The sequence below is a fragment of the Streptomyces sp. NPDC050416 genome, from assembly GCF_044458845.1.
In the GTDB taxonomy this organism is placed as follows: Bacteria; Actinomycetota; Actinomycetes; order Streptomycetales; family Streptomycetaceae; genus Streptomyces.
Map to the genome: position 1 here is coordinate 45,313 of NZ_JBITII010000019.1, position 19,510 is coordinate 64,822.

Sequence of the window (19,510 nt, forward strand, 5' to 3'; positions counted from 1 at the left end):
TCGGCGGGTGGGATGGGTCCGTCGTGGCACGGGGCCCGGGGCGGGCCCGGGTCAGTCGTCCGTTCCGTCCTCGCGGAACCAGGCGATGGTGCGCCGCAGCCCTTCCTCGGCGCGCACCTGCGGCTCCCAGCCGAGCTTGTCGCGTGCCAGCGTGATGTCGGGGCAGCGCACGGCCGGGTCGTCCACCGGGCGTTCGATGAAGCGGATCTCCGACGGGGAGCCGGCGAGTTCGACGACCAGCCGGGCCAGGTCGAGCATGGTGATCTCGGTCGGGTTGCCGATGTTGACGGGGCCGCGCATGCCGTGGGCGGCCGCCGCCAGGATGCCGCGGACGGTGTCGTCGACGTAGCACAGGGACCGGGTCTGGCGGCCGTCGCCGGTCACGGTGAGGGGCTCGCCGGCCAGGGCCTGCCGTACGAAGGTCGGCACCGCGCGTCCGTCGTGGCCGCGCATCCGGGGGCCGTAGGTGTTGAACAGCCGCACGATGCAGGTGTCGGTGCCGTGGGTGTCGGCGTGGGCGGTGGTCAGCGCCTCGCCGAAGCGTTTGGCCTCGTCGTACACACTGCGCGGGCCGACCGGGTTGACGTTGCCCCAGTAGCGCTCGTCCTGGGGGTTCTGCTGCGGGTCGCCGTAGACCTCGGAGGTGGACGCGAGGACGAAGCGGGCGCGGGAGGACCGTGCGAGTTCCAGGGCGTTGCGGGTGCCGAGGCTGCCCGTCTCCATGGTGTGCAGCGGCAGTCGCAGGTAGTCGGCGGGGGACGCCGGGGAGGCGAAGTGCAGGACGAGGTCGGGCGCCCGCTTGATGCGCAGGCCCTCGGCGACGTTGGCCTGCACGAGCGTGAAGCCGGGCCGCTCCATGTGCGGGGATATGTTCTCGGGCCGGCCGGTGCAGAAGTCGTCCACGCAGGTGACGGCCGCGCCCGCGTCCAGCAGGGCGGCGCACAGGTGGGAGCCGACGAATCCGGCGCCGCCCGTGACGACGGCGTGTTCCCAGCTCCGTGAGAGGGCGGTGGTCATCTCGGTCTCTCCTCCGTCAGCGGCGTCACGGCCCGGCACGACGGTGTACGCCTCACGCCGCCGAACGTGGCCGGAGGCCGTCGAGCCCACGCTCAGCGTCCGCCGCCGGTGCGACGGCGGCACGGCCGCGTACGGCAAACCGGTGAGTCACGGAGGGTGAGGGACTGCGGTTACCGGCTGTTCGGGCAGGTCGGGGCGGGGCTGGAGAACTTGGGTGAGAGTACTCGTCCGGCCTGCGACGGGGCATGCGGGGCAGGGCTCGGGCCGACGGGCGAAACGCGCGGCCGGCGGGCGCGCGGACCAGGACCGTCGCGGGTGGGCCGGCCACCGCCACCGCGGACCGGGCGACGGGTGCCGCCCAGGCCGGTTGCCGCCGCGGGCGCGCGGACCAGGACCGTCGCGGCTGGGCCGGCCACCACCACCGCGGACCGGCAGGCCCGGGCGGGCCGGGAGACACGGCCACCGGGGGGCCGGTGAGCCGGCACACCGCGGACCGGGCGACGGGTGCCGCCCCCAGGCCGGTGACCGACATGGCCACCCGGGAGCGGCGAGGCAACGGCGCCGCAGACCTGCCTACGCACACCGCCGCAGACCGGGAGACCACCGGGGCCGGCGACGCGGGTCCCGGCAGGGGCGAGCCGCCGGTGTCAGGCGATCAGCGTGCGGCCCGGGTGCAGGCGAGCCAGGAGCTGGGCGTGGTGGAGGTCGGCCACGGGAGCGAGCAGGTCGGGGTGGCGCAGGAGGGCGGCGGCGCGCTGGTCGCTGTCGTCGGGTGCGACGAGGCGGCGGAACTCGGCCGGTGTGCCGGTGCTGTGGCTGCCCTCGGCGAGCGCGGCCACCGCCAGGGCGGCGAGCTCCGGGTCGGTGAGCAGACTGGCCGCCCAGCTCGCCACGACCTCGTCCACCCAGGTGCGCCAGGCGTGCGCGTCCACGTCGTCGCCCAGGGACGCGTCGGCGCCGGTGAGCCAGTCCAGCCGCGCGGAGCCGCCGGGGCCCGCCACACCGACCAGGGCGGCGTCCATCTCCGTCGGGTACCTGAGCCACGCCGCGACCGTGACGGCCTGGCGGGCCTGCATCTCGCACAGCGCGGAGGCGAGCGCCCCGCCGGAGGCGGGGAAGGCGCGGGTCAGCCACTGGGCGGTCGCCGCTATGACAGGAGAGAGGTCTGCTTGCACTGCCGGGCCGTCCGAAAGGGTGGGGAAGCGGGATCTGCCCGTAGACGGTAGCCGCCGCCCCGCGCACCCGGACGTGATCGGGGCCTCGTCCAGGTTGTGGCCTCGGCCACATCGGAGCGGGGCTCGTGAGCAGGGACGTCGATCCCGTTTCGCCGGGAGGGGCCCGGGCACCCGCTCCGCATCAGCTTCCGCAAGCCGGAGAGTCCGGAGAACCCCTGGTCCGGCGGCCTTCGGGCGGGGTCGGGGCCGGGCCGGAGCAGGACAGGAGCACTGCCATGACGGAACAGCGAACGGATCCGCCGGGCGCCCGGCGTGCTCCGGCCACCGACATGTCGCTGCTGGGCGTCTACCTCAACGACCATCTCGCCGGCGCCACCGCCGGGACGGCGCGGATACGCCATCTGGTGCGCTCGTGCCGGGGTACGGCGCTCGCCGACGCCCTGGCCCCGGTCGCCGCCGAGATCGCCGAGGACCGGGCGAGTCTGCTCCACATCATGCGGCGGCTCGACGTCCCGGTGCGGCGCTACAAGGTCTACGCGGGCCGGGCGGTCGAGCAGATAGGCCGGCTGAAGAGCAACGGCACCCTGGTGCGGCGCTCCCCGCTGAGCACACTGTGGGAGCTGGAGGCGATGGGTCTCGGGGTGGAGGGCAAGATGGCCGGCTGGCAGACGCTCCGCGATCTGGCCGCCACGGACACGCGCCTCGACGCGCGGCACCTCGACGACCTCATCGAACGGGCCCGACGGCAGCGCATGACGCTGGAGGAACTGCGCCGCAAACAGGTCCAGGTCGCCTTCCGCGAGAACTGACGCGCAGGTTCCGCCGTCGGCCCCGGCTTACCAGAACCTGCTGCTGAGAGCCGGCTGATGCGACAGTTCCACGGCGTCCCGCAGCTGCAGCGCGACGCTGATGGTGGCGCGCAGCGCGGAGGGCCGCACGGTCTGGGCGGTCTCGGTGGCCAGGACCAGCAGGCAGGCCGCCGCCTGCTCGACGACCGGCGCGGGGAGGATGAAGTCGTTGTCGGCGGCCTCGCGGAACGCCTTCAGGGGGACCGCGGCCCCGTCGATGGACCGGTGCGCGGCCTGCTCCAGATGCTGTGCGGCCTGTTCGCACACGGGGGCGGGCAGGGCGATGGTGCCCTGGAACGGTGAGCTCGTCATACCCCGACTGGTCCCCCGGCGGTGGCCGGTTCTGTCGGCGGGCGGCGCGATTTCACCGTCCCGCGTGACCGGGGCGTGGCGAATGTCCCGGAATCGAAACGGCCCCCGAGCGGGGCGCAACGGCGGCCGGGACGAGAGGTCTACACCTGCGATCGACTTCCCGGGCGAGCGGTCCGCCGCGGCGCGGGAAGCACGGAGATGAGACCACAACGGGGGTATCAAGAATGTTCCGCAACGCCTCGCGCCCGACCCGCCTGCGCCTGTTCGCAGTCGGCTGTGTCGCCGCCCTGGGCATCGGCGCGGCGGCGGTTCCGGCCGCTGCCGCGTCGACCGCCGACGACCGGTACACCGCCGAGGAGATCCACACGTTCCTGGAGGACTTCTACGGAGAGCAGGGGCCCGGGGACTTCGCCCGCAAGTACGGGATCTCGCCGCAGCTGAAGGAGAAGGTCGCGGCCAGCCCGGAGTTCGACGTTCTGCTGTGCGCGCAGAACATCCCGGTGTCCATCGACGTCGGCGCGGTGACCACGGCCCAGTCGGCACGGGTCGGCTGGGCGACGGTGAGCACGTACTGGAACGGCGGGTCCGACAAGGCGGACTTCAGGGCGTACGTCGACCTGGACGCGACGCGGCCGATCCAGTTGCTGGACGTGGATTGCGGGTCCGACGGCTGAGTGCCGGGCCACCGGGGGCGCGGTCGTACGCTGGGTGTTCGATCAAGCTCGGACCCGAGGGAGGAACGCGTATGACCACCCCTGCGGCGGTCGTGGCCCGGCTCACCGGACGGGCGGTCACCGGGGAACGGCCGCTGTCCGGGGCCCTCGCGGAGGTCACGCTCGACGACGGGCGGGTGGTGATCGCCAAGCGCGCCGACGATCCGGGGGCGGCGCGGGCGGAGGCGGCCGGGCTGCGCTGGCTGGCCGGTGCCGGCACGGTGCGGATACCGGCCGTGCACGGCCACGACGGGAACTGGCTGGTCGTGGACCGCGTCAGGCAGGGGCGGCCGAGCCGGGAGGCGGCCGTCCGCTTCGGCCGTGACCTGGCCGCGCTGCACGCCGCCGGGGCGCCCGCGTTCGGCGCGCCGCCCCCGCACGGGCCGGCGGACGCGTACATCGGGCTCGCCCCGATGCGCAACGAGCCCGGCGCCGACTGGCCGGGCTGGTACGCCGAGCATCGCGTGCTGCCGTATCTGCGGCGCGCGGTCGACCAGGGCACCGTCCGCCCCGGCGAGGCGACCGACGTGGAGCGTCTGTGCCAGCGGCTGCCGGAGCTGGCGGGTCCCGCCGAGCCGCCCGCTCGGCTGCACGGCGATCTGTGGAACGGCAACGTGCTGTGGGCGGCCGACGGGAACGTCTCGCTGATCGACCCGGCCGCGCACGGCGGGCACCGCGAGACCGATCTGGCGATGCTGCGTCTGTTCGGCTGCCCGCACCTGGATCAGGTGCTGGACGGCTACCAGCAGGAGGCGCCGCTCGCCGAGGGCTGGGCGGACCGCGTCCGCGTGCACCAGCTGTTCCCGCTGCTGGTGCACGCCGTGCTGTTCGGCCGGAGCTACGCGGAACAGGCCCTCGCGGCGGCCCGGAGCGCCCTGGCGGAGTGACCGGTCAGCGCGTGACGACGTGCCGTTCGTCCGGTACGCAGTGGGTCATGGTGAGGCCCTCGACGTCACGCGGCGGGTTCTTGCCCAGGTTGGCCAGGCGCTCGCGGTCCTCGTCCGTGAGGTCCTGGCTCGCCAGCGGCTCCAGACCGGCCACGTCCTCGGGGCCGATGCCCAGCCCCTCGCCGACCCGCAGGCCGAGGTCGTTCTCGACCAGCAGGAAGTGCCAGACCATGCGTTCCTGGACGGGCCGGTCGCACTGCGACAGCAGGTCGGTGAAGTTCTTCACCAGGTCGTCGCGCTCCCAGTCCTCCAGGAGCAGGTAGCGCTGGCCTGCCTGCATGTAGTCGTTGGTGCGGGGGATGCGCTTGCGGGTGAGCCGCCCCTCGATCACCGGCCCTTGCTCGTCGTGGGTCGGGTAGCGGGCCTCGCGCAGGCCGCCGGTGATCGACGGCTCGTAGTTGACCTGCGGGTTCTCGCCGCCGCCGTCCACGTGGTACGCCATCTGGCCGTCACGCTGGTTCGTGCGCACGTCCGTGTTCTTGGCCTGGTTGACGGGCAACTGGAGGTAGTTCGGGCCGACCCGGTAGCGCTGGGTGTCGCTGTAGGAGAAGGTCCGGCCGACGAGCATCTTGTCGTCGGAGAAGTCCAGGCCGTCGACGAGGACGCCGGTACCGAAGGAGATCTGCTCGTTCTCGGCGAAGAAGTCCTTCGGCATCCGGTCCAGCACCATCCGGCCGACCGGCTTCGGCGGGAAGTCCTGCTCGGGCCAGGTCTTGGTGTCGTCCAGCGGGTCGAAGTCGAGCTCGGGGTGGTCGTGGTCGTCCATCATCTGGACGAGCAGCTCCCACTCCGGGTAGTCGCCGCGCCCGACGGCCTCGTAGAGGTCCTTCGTGGCGTGGCCGAGGGAATCGGCCTGGACGTTGGCCGCGTCCTCCTCGGTCATGCTGCGCACGCCCTGCTTGGGCATCCAGTGGTACTTGACCAGCTTCGTGTCACCGTCGGCGTTGACCCACTTGTACGTGTTGACGCCGAAGCCCTGCATGTGGCGGTAGTCCGCGGGGATGCCGCGCGGGCTGAACAGGTTGACCAGCATGTGCATGGACTCGGGCGTCTGCGACATGAAGTCGAAGATGCGGCGGGGCTGCTGCTCGAACGTCACCGGGTCCGGCTTGAGGGCGTGGATGACGTCCGGGAACTTGATGGCGTCACGGATGAAGAAGACGCCGAGGTTGTTGCCGACCAGGTCCCAGTTGCCGTCCTCCGTGTAGAACTTCACCGCGAAACCACGCGGGTCGCGGGCGGCCTCGGAGGAGTCGCGTCCGCCGATGACGGTGGAGAAGCGGACGGCCACGTCCGTGCGTGTGCCGCGCTCCTGGAAGAGCTTGGCCCGCGTGTAGCGGCTGATCGGCTCGTCGCCCCAGGTGCCGTAGGCCTCGAAGTGGCCGTAGGCGGTGACGCCGCGGGCGTGCACGACGCGCTCGGGGATGCGTTCCCGGTCGAAGTGGCTGATCTTCTCCAGGAACTGGTAGTTCTCCAGCGTGGCGGGCCCGCGAGCGCCGATGGTGCGCTGGTTCTGGTTGTCGTAGACCGGATGGCCCTGGCGGTTGGTGAGGACCTCGCGGTCGTCGCCCGGAGCGGGACCGGTACCGGATACGTCCGTCATATGCGTGGGCTCCTTCGGCTCATGGCCGGCGGCCGACCGGGTCGGCGCCGCGAGCGGCCGCCCGGCCGGTCATGGCGGAACGCCCGGGTACCCGGAGGGGCGGGCTCAGTCACCTGCCGGTCCCGCGCACTCCGGACCAGACCTCCGCGAGCAGGGCCGGGTGGTTCTCGCCGTACGTGACGACGGCCGCGAACACCGCGTCGAGAGCCGCCCGGAGCGGGTCGGGGTCGGCTGCGTCGGTCACCGCGGGGAGGGCCATGTGCGGCTGCGACATCCGCACGGACGGGTCCGGTGGACCGAAGGTAACCGCCATGGCGTGCAGGCCGGAGCCGAAGACCTGCGGTTTCGCCGCGTCACACGGGCTGGAACCGGAGACCTGTCGTATCGCCGAGGCGTACGGGCCGGAACCGGACATCTGCGGTTTCGCCGCGTCACACGGGTCGGAGCCGGAAACCGGTCGTATCGCCGAGGCGGACGAACCGGAACCGGAGACCTGCGGTTTCGCCACGGCGGACGAGCCGGAACCGGAGGTCTGCGTTTTCGCCACGGCGGCTGCCGGGCCCACCACGGCCTGTGTGGCCTCTATGGCTTGCGGCACGGGGGTGCCCGGGGACGCGGGCGGCCGGAAGGGCGGCCGCTCGGGCGGGACGGCCCGGCCGACGGTCCGGTCCGGGACGCGCGGGTCGGTGGCCAGGGTCTCCCACATGCGGGCGTGGTCGTCGAACGGCGGCGGCGGCGGACGGCCTTCGGCCAGGGCCGTGAGCGCGTCGGCGACCCAGTCGAGGGCGGTGAGACCGGCCGCTTCACACGCCCGGCGAGCCGCGAACAGGGCCACCTCACGCTGAGTGGCGGGGCCGGACGCGTCGATGGCGTGGACCAGGCCGGGGTCGAACTCGAGCAGGCCGCGGACGTTGCCGCCAATGTCCCGCAGGGCCTGGCTCGGCGGCTGTCCGCCCCATTGCCATCGCTCGAAGGCGAGCCGGCGTTCCCGTTCCGCCCGCTCCTGCGCGAGGCGGGCCCGGCGCTCGGCTTCGGCGCGTTCGGCGGGCGTGGGAGGCGGCGGCAGTTCGCGGGCGTAGCGGTGCCAGTACGCGGCGACCTGCGAGGTCTGCTTCAGAACGCGGTCCGGCTCGGGCGGGGCGGGCCAGAACTGCAGGAGGTAGCAGTCGAGTCGGGGCTCGCCGTCCATCCGGGTGTCCCGCTCGCTCGCCTGGTCCATGCCCCGGGCGCAGTACCGCACGCGGTAGTCGGTCTCCTCCAGACCGAGCTGCCAGGAGTCTCCCCCTCCCCATTCGACCAGCGCGCTGTCCGCCGACACCGGACGGAAGGACACCTCCGCCACGTCCTCCCAGGCCGGGTCCAGCGGCGGCGCCTGCTCGTGCACCTCGACCGTGAAGCCCACCCAGCCGGTGTGCAGTCCGGTGTTCAGCCACAGGGCGCCCGGTGTCGCCGCCCCGCACAGTCCCGCGCTCTGCCCGGCGAACGCCTCCTCGAGGCCCGGCCCGTAGCTGTCCGGATCGGTCTCGACGTAGATCTGGCCGTAGTGCACATGAACCTCTCCCTCGACCGGCCTGCGCACGATCAGCTCCTTCTCGTCCGGGGATGGGATGGTGAGCTGTCGGCATCGTGGCACCCACCACTGACAATCAGAGCGCGATCACGGGAGAGAGGAAGCATGCGGCACGTCTACTGGATCGGGGGCGGGAGCGGCGCGGGCAAGTCCACGATCGCCCGCAGACTCGCCGACCGGCACGGCTGGCGTCTCTACTCGACCGACGACGTGATGGGGGACCACGCCCGCCGGACCACGCCCGACGAGGCCCCGCTCCTGCACGAGTTCATGGCCATGGACATGGACGAGCGCTGGGTGAACCGGTCGCCGGAGACCATGCTCAGGACGTTCCACTGGTTTCGCGGCGAGGGCTTCGGGCTGATCGTCGAGGATCTGCTGCGCATGCCGCGGGAGACGTGTGTCGTCGTCGAGGGATTCCGCCTGCTGCCGCACCTCGTACAGCCCCTGCTCACCGAGCCCGGACACGCGGTCTGGCTCCTGCCCACACCGCGGTTCCGGCAGGCCGCGTTCACGAGCCGGGACACGCCCGGAGCGGGTTTCACGGAGAGGACCAGTGACCCGGAGCGAGCCAACCGCAACCTCGCCGCACGGGACCACCTGTTCACGGAACGCCTCCGCGAGGAGACCGCACGCCTCCGACTGCCCGCCGTCACGGTCGACCTCACGATGTCGGAGGACGAACTCGCCGAACGGGTGAGCGCGATCTTCCGGCTCTGACCCCTTGCCGCGCGAAGGGCCCGGACCCCGCCCGCCGGCGGTGTCCGGGCCGTGTAGCCCCGGTGGGGCCTCAGCCGCCGTTGAGGCGTGCGCGCAGGAGGTTCTTGCCCAGTTCGGCACCCTTGCGGCTGTCCGCCTGGGCCTTGCGGAACAGATCCGCGACCTCGGTGTCCTTGGCGCGCTCCGCGTCCTGGATGTAGCTCTCCAGACGCAGGGCGTTGTTCAGGCACGCCTCGACGTACCAGATCAGGTTGTAGTCCTTGTCCTGCGTACCGGTCACGCCGCCGGTCTCCGTCTCACTGGTCATTCGGACCTCCTTCTCACGGAGCGGACCTCTTCAGGCGCCGGACGGGTACCCGTCCTCCGGTCGGACACACAGCGCCTCTCCATCACGTTCCGTGTCCGTCCGGTCACAGCCCGGGCGGGCGGGCGGCCGACCCGGCGGTCAGACCCGTACGGACCACCAACTCCCCTCCTGCGTACGGCAATACCGACAGTTGCCACAGAAGCGAACAGACGCTGGTCAGTTTCAGAACGAAGTGCCGTTCCACCGTGCGAGACCGGTCGATGACGGTGTGTACTGTGCTGCGGGTGGCTCGTCAGAGCACCTCGGACTCCGCCCTGCCCGACTCCCCCTGGACTCGACTCGATGATCGAATTACCGGACCTGGTCGTCGGCGGTCTCGCCGTCGGCACACTGTCCGCGTTCGCCCTCGGCGGCGGGTTGCTGCGCTCACGGCGGCAACTGGCCGCGCAGCGCGCGAAGACGGCCGCCCTGCGGGCGCGACTCGACGGCACCACACGGGCGTTCACGGCCGAGGTCGAGCACCTGGCGGCACGGCGCGTGCCCGCCGCCGCCCGGCAGGCGGCCCATCCGCATGTTGCGGTGCCCGGCCCGCTCAGTCCGCAGCTCGCCGGGTCGCCCCTGGGTCTCGCGCTGGAGCAGGTGCTGAAGGGGCTGCACGCCGAACTCGCCGCGCAGCGCACCCGTATCGACGCCGCCGCGCAGGCCGGGATGCGCGGGGCCACGCGGGAGATCCAGGCGGCGCTGTACCGGCTGCAGGACGCCCTGCGCGGCCTGCAACAGCGCTATGACGACCCCGAGTTGGCGCAGACCCTGTTCGAGCTGGACCACGAGAACGAGCAGTCGCTGCGGCGCGCGCAGATCGCCGCGGTGGTGTGCGGGGCCTGGGTGGGGCTGGCCCGGGAGGAGTCCCATCTCGTGGACGCGGTGACGGGCGGTCAGGCCCGGCTCGCGGGCTACCAGCGCGTCCGGATCCACAATCACCTCCAGGCCGGGACCGCCCTGGTGTCCCACGCCGTCGAACCGGTCGCCATCATCGTCGCCGAGCTCCTCGACAACGCGCTGCGGCACTCCGCGCCCGACACCGAGGTCGTGGTCAACCTGGAGGCCGTCCACCACGGTGTCTGCGTCACCGTCGACGACGCCGGGCTGGGCATGACGCAGGACGAACGGGCCCGCGCCCAGCGGATGGTGGCCGGCTCGGAACCGATCCTGCTCACCGAGCTCGGCGACCCGCCGCGCATGGGACTCGCCGCCATCGGCCAGCTGACCCGGCAGTTCGATCTGAGCGTGGACCTGTCCTCCCCGTCCCCGTACGGCGGCGTGCGGGCGGTGCTGCGGATCGACAGCCACCTGCTGACCCGCATCGACCCCGACGAACTGCCTCCGGCGGCCAGCGCCCCGCGCTCGACCCGCAGGGCGGAGCGGGACACGGCGGGCGGTACCGCCGCCACGTCCACCGGTGTCGTGCCGTCCCCCGGTGTCGTGCAGAAGTCCCACAGCGACGCGCCGGGCGCGGCCGCCCCTGCCGCGCCTGCTGCCCCTTCCACCCCGGCCCATGCCCCCGGTCCGGCCCCGGCCCCCGCGTCCGGGAAGCCCGAGCAGCCGTCCACCCCCACCGCCGCCGACTCCACCCCGTCCGACGATCACGGCTACGGCACGGACCAGGAGGACCAGCCCGCCGCCCCGGCCCCCGGCCACCACGGCCCCCGTGACAGAGGTGGACTCCCCCAGCGGCGTCGCCGCAGCCGGGCCACGCCCCCGCCGGGCACCCCGGCCGCCGCGCCCGCACCCGCACCGCAGCGCCGCCCGCGGCGTCCCGAGGAGTCCGCCGCCGCCCTCGGCGCCCTCCAGTCCGGCACGGCGGCCGCACGTTTCGCCGCCCGGCCGAACACCGGCGCCCCTCCAGCCGTACCTGAGGGTGCCCCGGCCTCGACCACGGCCGACGGGCCCGACGACACCGGCCGAGACCGGAACGACGACGAAGGGGGAACGGCTCGATGACCAGCCGCGCAACGGGGGACACGGCCTGGGTGCTCGAACCGGTTCTGGAGGTGCCGCACGTCGTGGCCGCCGTCCTGCTCACCCGGGACGGGCTCGTGACCGGCTACACCGACGCGCTGTCGCGGCCGTCGGCCGAGCGGGTCGCCGCCATCACCAGCACCGTGCAGGGCGCCTGCCGTACCGCGGCGGCGGCGTTCGCCGACACCGACCGGGCCGACATCCGACAGGTCGTGATCGAGTCGGACCACGGCTATGTGCTCATCGTGCCGACGGACCACGGCACCTGCGTGGCCGCGTACGGCGACCCCGAGGTGCGGCTGGACCTGCTCGCCCACCGGGTGCACTCGCAGGTCGCGCGGCTGGGTGAGAAGGCGATGGCCGCGGGGCCCCGAGGTGCCGACGGCGACACGCCGGCATGACGGGCCGCCGAGGCGGCCGTCCCCTGGTTCCCGCGTATCTGTCGACCGGCGGGGTGGCCCGGCCCAGCCGTGCCCATCTGGAGCGGCTGTCGGTCCTCACCGGCAGCGGCGAGCCGGCTCCCGCAGATCTGCCCGCCGCGCAGGCGGCCCTGCTGGAGGAGCTGGAGTACGGGTCGCTGACGGTGGTGGAGGCCGCGGCCCTGCTGCGGCTGCCCGTCTCCGCCGTGCTGGTGCTGGCCGCCGACCTCATCGACCGTGACCTGGTGCTGGCCCGCGCGCCGATCCCGCCCGCCCGGCGCTTCGACCCCGACCTGCTGAAGAGAGTGGCCGATGGCCTTCGCGACCTCAAGCACCGTTGACGCCCCCGGCGGCGACGGCGTCCATCTCCCGGACACCGCCCGCGACCTGGTGAAAATCCTGGTCACGGGGCCTTTCGGGGTAGGCAAGACCACCCTGATCGGCTCGGTCTCGGAGATCCGCCCGCTGCACACGGAGGAGCAGCTCACCGAGGCGTCTGCACAGGTCGACGATCTCGCCGGGGTCCGGGACAAGTCGACCACCACGGTCGCCATCGACTTCGGCCGGATCAGCCTGCCGGGCGGCATCGTGCTGTATCTGTTCGGCACGCCCGGCCAGGAGCGGTTCCGGTCGCTGTGGGACGACATCGCCCACGGGGCGCTCGGCGCGCTCGTGCTGGTCGACGCGCGCCGGATCGACGCCTCGTTCGACGTGCTCGGGCTGGTGGAGGAGAGCGGGCTGCCGTACGCGGTCGCCTTCAACACCTTCCCGGACGCGCCCCGGCACCACACGCCCGAGCAGTTGCGCGCCGCCCTGGACCTGGAACCGACGACCCCGATGGTGACCTGCGACGCGCGGGAGGCGGACTCCTCGATCGACGCCCTGCTCGCCCTGGTCCAGCACCTGATCGACCACCGACCCGCGGAGTACCGGTGACCCACCCGTCCCCTGCCGAGCAGGCCTTCTCCCGCGCGGCACCCGTCCGCCTGTGGGAGGACGGCTTCGCCCGTGACCCCCGCCCGTACTACGAAGCCCTGCGCGCCCAGGGCCCGGTCGGCTGGGCGGAAGTCGCGCCCGGTGTACCGGCGTACGTCGTCACGGACCGGCGGGCGGCACTGGACCTGCTGCACGACACGAAGACGTTCTCGCACGATCCCCGGCCCTGGCAGGCGACCGTCCCCGACGACTCCCCCGTCCTCGGGATGATGCGCTGGCGGCCCAACACCCTGTTCGCCGACGGTGCCGCCCACATCCGCTACCGCACCACGCTGATCGACGCCTTCGACCTGGTGGAGCCGCACGACCTGCGGCACCGGGTGCACCGGGCGGTGCACCTGCTGGTGAGCCGGATCGGGCCGCGGGGCGAGGCCGACCTGGTCGGCGAGTTCACCCGGCCGCTGATGGCGCTGGTGTTCAACAGCCTCTTCGGCCTGCCGGACACCGCCGGCGACCGGCTCGACGCCGCGCTCGGCAAGCTGATCGAGGGCGGCGCCCAGGCGGCGGAGGGCGAGGCGGAGTACGCCGGGTACGTGCTGGAGCTGATCGCGGCCAAGACCGAGCGGCGCGGTGACGACCTGCCGAGCTGGCTGCTGGACCATCCGGCGGGGCTGACGCCCGAGGAGGTCACCTGGCAGGTGTTCCTCACGCTCGGCGCGGGACACGAGCCGACGGCGAACCTGGTGTCCAACGCGCTGTCCAGGATCCTCGGCAACCCCGCCTACTACTCGACGCTCACCAGCGGTGCCCGCCCGGTGACGGACGCGGTGCTGGAGGTGCTGCACCACGAGACGCCGCTCGCCAACTACGGCATCCACTACGCCCGTACGCCCGTCACCTTCCACGGCGTGTGGATCAGGGCCGCGGTGCCGGTGGTGATCTCGTACGGGGCGCTGGCGCAGGCCACCGAGCAGGAGCGCGGAGCGGACCGGCACCCGGGCGACGCCTCCCACCTGTCCTGGTCGGCAGGGCCGCACGCCTGCCCGGTCAAACAGCCCACGCTGCTCATCGCCACCGAGGCGATCGAGCGGCTCACGCAGTGGCTGCCCGACCTCGAACCCGTGCTGCCCCGCGAGCGCCTCACCTGGCGACCCGGCCCCTTCCACCGCTCGCTGACGGCGCTGCCCGTCCGTTTCTCTCCCCGCTCCCCCGACCAGCCAGGAGGACGACCGTGACCGTGACCGACCGCATCGCTCTCGACCCGTTCGGCGCCGACATCCCCGGCGAGAGCGCCCGGCTGCGCGCCCTCGGGCCGCTCGTGCCCGTGGAGCTGCCCGGTGGGATCCCCGCCTGGGCGCCCACGCGCTACGACACGCTGAAGGAGCTCATCCTCGACCCGAGGGTCAGCAAGGATCCGCGGCTGCACTGGCGGCTGTGGCCCGAGATCGGGGAGCATCCGTCCTGGGGCTGGATCCTGGGCTGGGTGGGCGTGGTCAACATGCTCTCCGCCTACGGCGCGGACCACACGCGGCTGCGCAAGCTGGTGGCGCCGAGCTTCACGCACCGGCGCACCGAGGCGATGCGGCCCCGGGTGGAGGCGATCACCGCGGAGCTGCTGGACGCGCTCGACGCGGCCGGCGGCGAAGTCGTGGACGTCAAGGAGGGGTTCGCCCATCCGCTGCCGATGCGGATCATCTGCGAACTGTTCGGCGTCCCGGACGCGTTACGCGAGGACACCGCCCGGATGATCGCGGACCTCATGGACACCACCGACCCGAGCCCGGAGCACGCGGCGTCCGTCCAGCGGCAGATCGGCACGGTGCTGCCCGCGCTGATCGCGCACAAGACCGCGCACCCCGGTGACGACATGACCACCGAGCTGATCCGGGTCCGGGACGAGGACGGCGACCGGCTCAGCGACGAGGAGCTGCTGTACACGCTGCTGCTGGTCATCGGGGCCGGTTTCGAGACCACCGTCAATCTCATCGGCAACGCGGTGGTGGCCCTGCTGCGCCGCCCCGAGCAGCTGGCGGCCGTCCGGTCCGGGGAGATCGGCTGGGACGCCGTCGTCGACGAGACGCTGCGCGCGCACCCGTCGATCGCGTCGCTGCCGCTCCGGTTCGCCGTCACCGATCTCAGCGTCGGCGATGTGACGGTCCCGGCCGGTGACGCCATCATCACGACCTATGCCGCCGCGGGGCTCGACCCGGCGCACTACGGGCCGGACGCCGACGTCTTCGACGCCACGCGCGCCGCCGACGACCATCTGGCGTTCGGGATCGGGGTGCACCGCTGCATCGGGGCGCCGCTGGCCCGTCTGGAGGCGCTGACCGCGCTGCCCGCGTTGTTCGACCGGTTCCCCGGCCTGAGCCTCGCCGCGGGTGACGAGGGCCTGCGGCAGGTGCCGTCGTTCATCGCCTTCGGATGGCGGGAGATACCCGTGCGGCTGCGCGGCTGAGGCAACCGGAGGCCGCTGCCTCGCAGGGCGGCACGCGGGAGCGCGACCGGTCCCCCGTTCCGGTCGAGCCCCCGCGGTGCGCTGAACTTACGTCCCTGGCCGAGGCCTTGTGAATCGCGTCGATGCCCGTTGCGTGCTCAACAGGGCTCACCCGTGCACAGCTGAGTCCGGATGGCCCGGTTTCGTCCCGCCGGGACCTGGCCAACCGGTTGCCCGTGCGGCCCGGCCGGTCAGCCGAGGCGGCGGAAATCCGGCAGGTCTACGTCACCGACGGCCAGGTGGGCCAGCACGACCTCGTACAGGTCGGTGCCCGCGGCGAGCAGTTGGCGTTCCAGGACGGGTTCGGCGCTGCGGACGTGCTCGCGCACCGTCTGCGGGTGCATGCCCAGGGCCTGCGCGGCCCGTTCGGCGTTGCCGCCGGCGGTGATCCACCCGCGCAGCGTCCGGCGCGGGTTCCTGGCGTCCGCGTCCAGCCGGCCCAGCAGGCCCTGGGCCCAGGTGCGTACGGCGGGCCCGGACAGCAGGTCGGAGAGCCGGAGCGGGGAGTTCCGCGTGCCGTCGGGGACGTGGGCGTCGGGCAGGCCGATCTGGGTGTTGAGCGCCAGGTGGACGACGGCCCGGACCGTGAGGTCGGCGAAGTCGGTGCCGAGCAGGGTCTCCACGCGTTCCATGCGGGCGCGAACGGTGTTGCGGCTGACGCCGAGGACCTTGGCCGCGTTGACGGCGGTGAACTCCAGACCGAGGCGTGTGGTGGCGAGGAGTTCGGCGCGGGTGTGGTGGGGCAGGGTGTCGAGCGGGCGCAGCACCCGGGCCGTCCAGCCGCGCAGCGCCTCGGGGTCCATGAGGCGTTCGGGGTGGGTGCGCTCGGCGTAGACCGCCGTCTTGTCCGGCCGGAAGTGGGCGACGGCGAGGGCGCTGACGGCCTGTCCGTACGCGGTGGCGGTCCGGGCGAGGCTCTGCCGGACGCTCCCGCCGAGGAAGATGTCCGGGTGCCGGCCGACCAGGGACCGCAGGGTCTCGCCGGTGGTGTCGCGGGGGCCGACGACGATCACATGGCCGTCCATGGCCGGGCAGCGCACGACCAGGGCGTCCTCGCCGGTGCTGGCCAGGCACTCCTCGGCGATGCGGTCGCGTTCGGCGGGGTCGGACTCGACGACGTACACGCACGCCGTGTCGGCGTCGAGCAGTCCGGGCCAGAGCCCGGCGGCGACGCGGCGGGCGGCGATGGTGTCCTCGACCATGAGCAGTTGCAGGATGGCCAGGCGCAGGTCGGAGGTGGCCCGCCGGAGCCGGCGCCCGGCCGCGGTCGACTCGCGCGCGGTCAGCAGAAGCTCGATCACCTGGGCGGTGTGGGTGACCACGTCGGCGGCCCGGCGGTCGAAGGGGGTCTCGCGGGAGACGGCCAGGACGCAGGTGTGGGACGGGTGTTCCACCCTGACCAGGCGCTGGTGGCGGTCCCGGCTCTCCCAGGCGGCGGAGGCGATCCGGCCGGCGGTGATGTCCGTGACGAGGCCCTCGTCCAGCGGGAGCCGGGTCCCGGCCAGGAGATTCCCGGCGGCGTCCTGAAGGGCCACGGACCCGCCCACGGCGCCGGCGAGCCAGCCCACGACCCGGGGCACGTCGCGCCCCGCCGGACGCAGGTGGCCGAGCAGTTCCTCCGCCCACGCCGGCCCCGGCCCGGATGGTGTCCGCTGCTGCCGGTTCCCGTCCTCTCGGCCAGCCACCTCGGCCTTCCCCTCGTCGCTCGCGCCGCCTCCGGCGCACCGGTCGGGGACGTTACCCCACACGTCCCGCACTCTCGTCCCGGGCGTCCCGGGCGTCCCGGGCGTCCCGGGGGTCCCGGGCGTCCCGGGCGTCCCGGGCGGGCCTGCCGGGCGCCCGCCCGCGGGGCGACACCCCGCCCTGCGCGGCCGCACCGCGCGGGGCGGCATAAGCTCGGCGGATGGCGAAGTACTACGACGTGCACCCCGACAACCCCCAGCCCCGCACCATCGGCCAGATCGCCGACAGCATCCGTGCGGACGCCCTTGTCGCCTACCCCACGGACTCGTGTTACGCACTGGGCTGCCGTCTGGGCAGCCGTGACGGCATCGAGCGGATCCGTACGATCCGCAAGCTGGACGACCGGCACCACTTCACTCTCGTGTGCCAGGACTTCGCGCAGCTCGGCCAGTTCGTGCGGATCGACAACGACGTGTTCCGTGCGATCAAGGCGTCGACGCCGGGCAGCTACACGTTCATCCTGCCCGCGACGAAGGAGGTGCCGCGCATGCTGCAGCACCCCAAGAAGAAGACGGTCGGAGTGCGCATCCCCGACCACGTCGTCACCCAGGCCCTGCTCGCCGAGCTCGGTGAGCCGCTGCTGTCCAGCACCCTGCTGCTGCCCGGCGAGGAGGAGCCGATGACGCAGGGCTGGGAGATCAAGGACCTGCTCGACCACGTGCTGGACGGGGTGGTCGACTCCGGTGACTGCGGCACGGAGCCGACGACGGTGATCGACTTCTCCGGCGGGGAGGCCGAGATCGTGCGGCACGGCGCGGGCGACACCTCACGCTTCGAGTAAAGGGCACGCCAACGGGCGTTCACGACTGTGCCCTGTGCGGGGGGCGGGCGAAATGCCCCGGGAAGGGCGTGTCACGATGCCCGTGATCCGCCCGGTCACGCGGACGGGTTCCTGGCCGAGATCCCGCAGAGAGGCAGCCCAGTCATGACCGCCGTACAGGGAACCGACGTCGACATCCCCACCGAGGACGGCACCGCCGACGCGTATCTGGCCCGTCCCGCGGACGGGGCCGCCCACCCGGGGGTCCTGCTCTACATGGACGCCTTCGGTCTGCGTCCGCGGCTGCGGTCCATGGCCGACCGGCTGGCCGGTGAGGGCTATGCGGTGCTGGTGCCCAACGTGTTCTACCGGCACGGCCGCGCCCCGCTGTTCGAGCTGCCTGAGTTCATCGACCCGGGGGCGCGGCCGGAGATCTTCGAGCGCATCATGCCGGTCATGCGGGCTCTGACGGCCGAACGCGCCATGCGGGACGCGGGTGCCTATCTGCACTGGCTGGCCGAGTCGCCCGTGGTGGCCGACGGCCCGCTCGCGCTGACCGGCTACTGCATGGGGGCGCGCCTGTCGCTGCTGACGGCCGGGACCTACCCGGAGCGGGTCGCGGCCGCGGCCGGCTTCCACGGCGGGCGGCTGGCGACGGACACGCCGGACAGCCCGCACCTGGTGGCCGGCAACGTCACCGCCGAGCTGTACTTCGGCCACGCCGACCAGGACCCTTCGCTGCCCCGGGAGCAGATCGAGCGTCTTGAGGAGGCCCTGACCGCGGCGGGCGTCCGCCACAGGTGCGAGGTGTACACGGGCGCGCCCCACGGTTTCACGCAGTCCGACACCGCGTCGTACCACGAGGAGGCCGACGCGCGGCACTGGGCGGCTCTGCTCGACCTGCTGAAGCGCACATTCTGACCTCAATCGACACCTGGTCGACAGGAGTTGCCGAGGAGTTGCCGTCCTACCGACGGTAAGGGCTTGCTTTCCCTCGATCCGTGCGCGTAGACCTTGCTGAACATCAGGCATGACTCGGGGGGAGTTTGCTCATGGAGGGCACGGTCGACGGGTTCCGCTACGGTGCGGTGACCCCGGTGGCGGCGTATCTGATGGCCTGTCTGGGAGGGGCGCTGGGGCTGCGGTGCATCGTGCGCTCGCTGCTGAACACGCGGTCCTTCAAGCCGGGTTGGCTGGCGTTAGGCGCCGCCTCCATCGGGTGCGGGATCTGGACGATGCACTTCATCGCCATGACCGGCTTCCACGTGGAGGAGACCCGGGTCCGTTATGACGCGGCCACGACGGTGCTCAGCCTCGTCGTGGCCGTCGTCGTGGTGGGCATCGGCGTGTTCATCGTCGGCTACCGGGGCCCGGGCCGTGTCACCCTGGCGGTCGCGGGTGTCGTCACCGGACTGGGGGTGGCGGCCATGCACTACCTGGGCATGGCCGCGATGCGGCTGCACGGCGACATCGGCTACCACCCGGTCGGCGTCGTGCTGTCCGTGCTGATCGCCATCGCCGCCGCGACCGCCGCGCTGTGGTCGGCCGTCACGATCCGCGGCCTGCTGACGAGCCTCGGGGCGAGCCTGGTGATGGGCGTGGCGGTGTCCGGGATGCACTACACGGGCATGGCCGCCGTCAGCGTCCATGTGCACGACACGGCCGGCGGCACGTGGGAGGGCGACTCGCCCCTGTCGCTGCTGCTGCCGATGCTGCTGGGGCCGGTCGTCTTCCTGCTGCTCGCCGGAGTCGTGATCATGTTCGACCCGCTGCTGGTCCACGGCGAGCGGGCCGGGAACCGGAACCCCGCGCCGGGCCCGGCCCGTTCCGCCGATGCCATTCCCGCGCCGCGCACGTCCTGGCACGACACGGACTCGCACGCCCGCGGCCGGTGAACGACCCGCCTGCGGAGGGGCCTTGGATC

The 19,510-nt window shown here is 73.0% G+C and carries 20 protein-coding genes; 13 read left to right on the plus strand and 7 right to left on the minus strand.

Going from position 1 to position 19,510, the window contains the following annotated elements:
• Nucleotides 1-51 precede the first annotated feature (51 nt).
• Together ACIBL4_RS38450 and ACIBL4_RS38455 are read right to left on the minus strand one after the other, a co-directional pair.
• Nucleotides 52-1,017, minus strand: coding sequence for an NAD-dependent epimerase/dehydratase family protein (locus ACIBL4_RS38450; RefSeq protein WP_399416464.1), 966 nt, complete (start codon nt 1,015-1,017; stop codon nt 52-54).
• 647 nt (nt 1,018-1,664) lie between these two features.
• A complete protein-coding gene (locus ACIBL4_RS38455) occupies nt 1,665-2,192 on the minus strand; it encodes a hypothetical protein (protein ID WP_399416465.1) in 528 nt (175 codons plus the stop codon).
• A 275-nt stretch (nt 2,193-2,467) separates the two neighbouring features.
• Here ACIBL4_RS38455 and ACIBL4_RS38460 point away from each other — a divergent pair, with 275 nt between their 5' ends.
• Nucleotides 2,468-3,001, plus strand: a complete 534-nt coding sequence (locus ACIBL4_RS38460; RefSeq protein WP_399416466.1) for a hypothetical protein — start codon at nt 2,468-2,470, stop codon at nt 2,999-3,001.
• A 27-nt stretch (nt 3,002-3,028) separates the two neighbouring features.
• Here the strand turns inward: ACIBL4_RS38460 and ACIBL4_RS38465 are convergent, their stop codons facing one another.
• Nucleotides 3,029-3,352 carry a hypothetical protein gene (locus tag ACIBL4_RS38465; protein WP_399416467.1) on the minus strand — a complete coding sequence of 108 codons (324 nt, stop codon included), beginning with the start codon at nt 3,350-3,352 and terminating at the stop codon, nt 3,029-3,031.
• 224 nt (nt 3,353-3,576) lie between these two features.
• On the opposite strand from ACIBL4_RS38465, the gene ACIBL4_RS38470 reads away from it, so the two are divergent.
• Entirely contained in the window at nt 3,577-4,026 is a 450-nt protein-coding gene (locus ACIBL4_RS38470; RefSeq protein ID WP_399416468.1) for a hypothetical protein, read from the plus strand.
• Nucleotides 4,027-4,097: 71 nt separating this feature from the next.
• A complete protein-coding gene (locus tag ACIBL4_RS38475) occupies nt 4,098-4,952 on the plus strand; it encodes a fructosamine kinase family protein (protein ID WP_399416469.1) in 855 nt (284 codons plus the stop codon).
• Nucleotides 4,953-4,956: 4 nt separating this feature from the next.
• Here ACIBL4_RS38475 and ACIBL4_RS38480 read toward each other — a convergent pair whose 3' ends face one another.
• Together ACIBL4_RS38480 and ACIBL4_RS38485 are read right to left on the minus strand one after the other, a co-directional pair.
• The gene (locus tag ACIBL4_RS38480) at nt 4,957-6,615 is read right to left on the minus strand and encodes a catalase (protein WP_399416471.1); all 1,659 of its coding nucleotides are present in this window, start codon (nt 6,613-6,615) and stop codon (nt 4,957-4,959) included.
• 109 nt (nt 6,616-6,724) lie between these two features.
• Nucleotides 6,725-8,194 (minus strand): hypothetical protein, encoded by a 1,470-nt coding sequence (locus ACIBL4_RS38485; protein WP_399416472.1) that lies wholly within the window; start codon nt 8,192-8,194, stop codon nt 6,725-6,727.
• A 96-nt stretch (nt 8,195-8,290) separates the two neighbouring features.
• On the opposite strand from ACIBL4_RS38485, the gene ACIBL4_RS38490 reads away from it, so the two are divergent.
• Nucleotides 8,291-8,905: a hypothetical protein gene (locus tag ACIBL4_RS38490; RefSeq protein ID WP_399416473.1), complete on the plus strand. Its 615-nt coding sequence runs from the start codon at nt 8,291-8,293 to the stop codon at nt 8,903-8,905.
• 70 nt (nt 8,906-8,975) lie between these two features.
• Here ACIBL4_RS38490 and ACIBL4_RS38495 read toward each other — a convergent pair whose 3' ends face one another.
• Nucleotides 8,976-9,212 carry a hypothetical protein gene (locus ACIBL4_RS38495; protein ID WP_020276938.1) on the minus strand — a complete coding sequence of 79 codons (237 nt, stop codon included), beginning with the start codon at nt 9,210-9,212 and terminating at the stop codon, nt 8,976-8,978.
• A gap of 342 nt (nt 9,213-9,554) precedes the next feature.
• On the opposite strand from ACIBL4_RS38495, the gene ACIBL4_RS38500 reads away from it, so the two are divergent.
• The 6 genes from ACIBL4_RS38500 to ACIBL4_RS38525 are packed head-to-tail and all read left to right on the plus strand — an operon-like array spanning nt 9,555 to nt 15,044.
• Nucleotides 9,555-11,213 carry a sensor histidine kinase gene (locus tag ACIBL4_RS38500; RefSeq protein WP_399416474.1) on the plus strand — a complete coding sequence of 553 codons (1,659 nt, stop codon included), beginning with the start codon at nt 9,555-9,557 and terminating at the stop codon, nt 11,211-11,213.
• On the plus strand, nt 11,210-11,632 hold the full coding sequence (locus tag ACIBL4_RS38505; protein WP_356928909.1) for a roadblock/LC7 domain-containing protein: 423 nt from the start codon (nt 11,210-11,212) through the stop codon (nt 11,630-11,632). The genes ACIBL4_RS38500 and ACIBL4_RS38505 overlap by 4 nt, the downstream gene beginning before the upstream one ends.
• On the plus strand, nt 11,629-11,991 hold the full coding sequence (locus ACIBL4_RS38510) for a DUF742 domain-containing protein (protein ID WP_059416629.1): 363 nt from the start codon (nt 11,629-11,631) through the stop codon (nt 11,989-11,991). Before ACIBL4_RS38505 ends, ACIBL4_RS38510 begins: the two co-directional genes overlap by 4 nt.
• On the plus strand, nt 11,963-12,586 hold the full coding sequence (locus tag ACIBL4_RS38515) for a GTP-binding protein (RefSeq protein ID WP_399416475.1): 624 nt from the start codon (nt 11,963-11,965) through the stop codon (nt 12,584-12,586). Before ACIBL4_RS38510 ends, ACIBL4_RS38515 begins: the two co-directional genes overlap by 29 nt.
• Nucleotides 12,583-13,821, plus strand: a complete 1,239-nt coding sequence (locus ACIBL4_RS38520) for a cytochrome P450 (RefSeq protein WP_399416476.1) — start codon at nt 12,583-12,585, stop codon at nt 13,819-13,821. Before ACIBL4_RS38515 ends, ACIBL4_RS38520 begins: the two co-directional genes overlap by 4 nt.
• Nucleotides 13,818-15,044 (plus strand): cytochrome P450, encoded by a 1,227-nt coding sequence (locus ACIBL4_RS38525; protein ID WP_399416477.1) that lies wholly within the window; start codon nt 13,818-13,820, stop codon nt 15,042-15,044. The genes ACIBL4_RS38520 and ACIBL4_RS38525 overlap by 4 nt, the downstream gene beginning before the upstream one ends.
• A gap of 230 nt (nt 15,045-15,274) precedes the next feature.
• Here ACIBL4_RS38525 and ACIBL4_RS38530 read toward each other — a convergent pair whose 3' ends face one another.
• Nucleotides 15,275-16,768, minus strand: a complete 1,494-nt coding sequence (locus ACIBL4_RS38530) for a helix-turn-helix domain-containing protein (protein WP_399416478.1) — start codon at nt 16,766-16,768, stop codon at nt 15,275-15,277.
• A gap of 218 nt (nt 16,769-16,986) precedes the next feature.
• Here ACIBL4_RS38530 and ACIBL4_RS38535 point away from each other — a divergent pair, with 218 nt between their 5' ends.
• The 3 genes from ACIBL4_RS38535 to ACIBL4_RS38545 all read left to right on the plus strand — a co-directional run bounded on the left by ACIBL4_RS38535 (nt 16,987) and on the right by ACIBL4_RS38545 (nt 19,481).
• On the plus strand, nt 16,987-17,607 hold the full coding sequence (locus ACIBL4_RS38535; protein WP_243377919.1) for an L-threonylcarbamoyladenylate synthase: 621 nt from the start codon (nt 16,987-16,989) through the stop codon (nt 17,605-17,607).
• A 144-nt stretch (nt 17,608-17,751) separates the two neighbouring features.
• Nucleotides 17,752-18,507: a dienelactone hydrolase family protein gene (locus ACIBL4_RS38540; protein WP_399416479.1), complete on the plus strand. Its 756-nt coding sequence runs from the start codon at nt 17,752-17,754 to the stop codon at nt 18,505-18,507.
• Between the two features lie 131 nt (nt 18,508-18,638).
• On the plus strand, nt 18,639-19,481 hold the full coding sequence (locus tag ACIBL4_RS38545) for an MHYT domain-containing protein (RefSeq protein ID WP_399416480.1): 843 nt from the start codon (nt 18,639-18,641) through the stop codon (nt 19,479-19,481).
• Nucleotides 19,482-19,510: the final 29 nt, after the last annotated feature.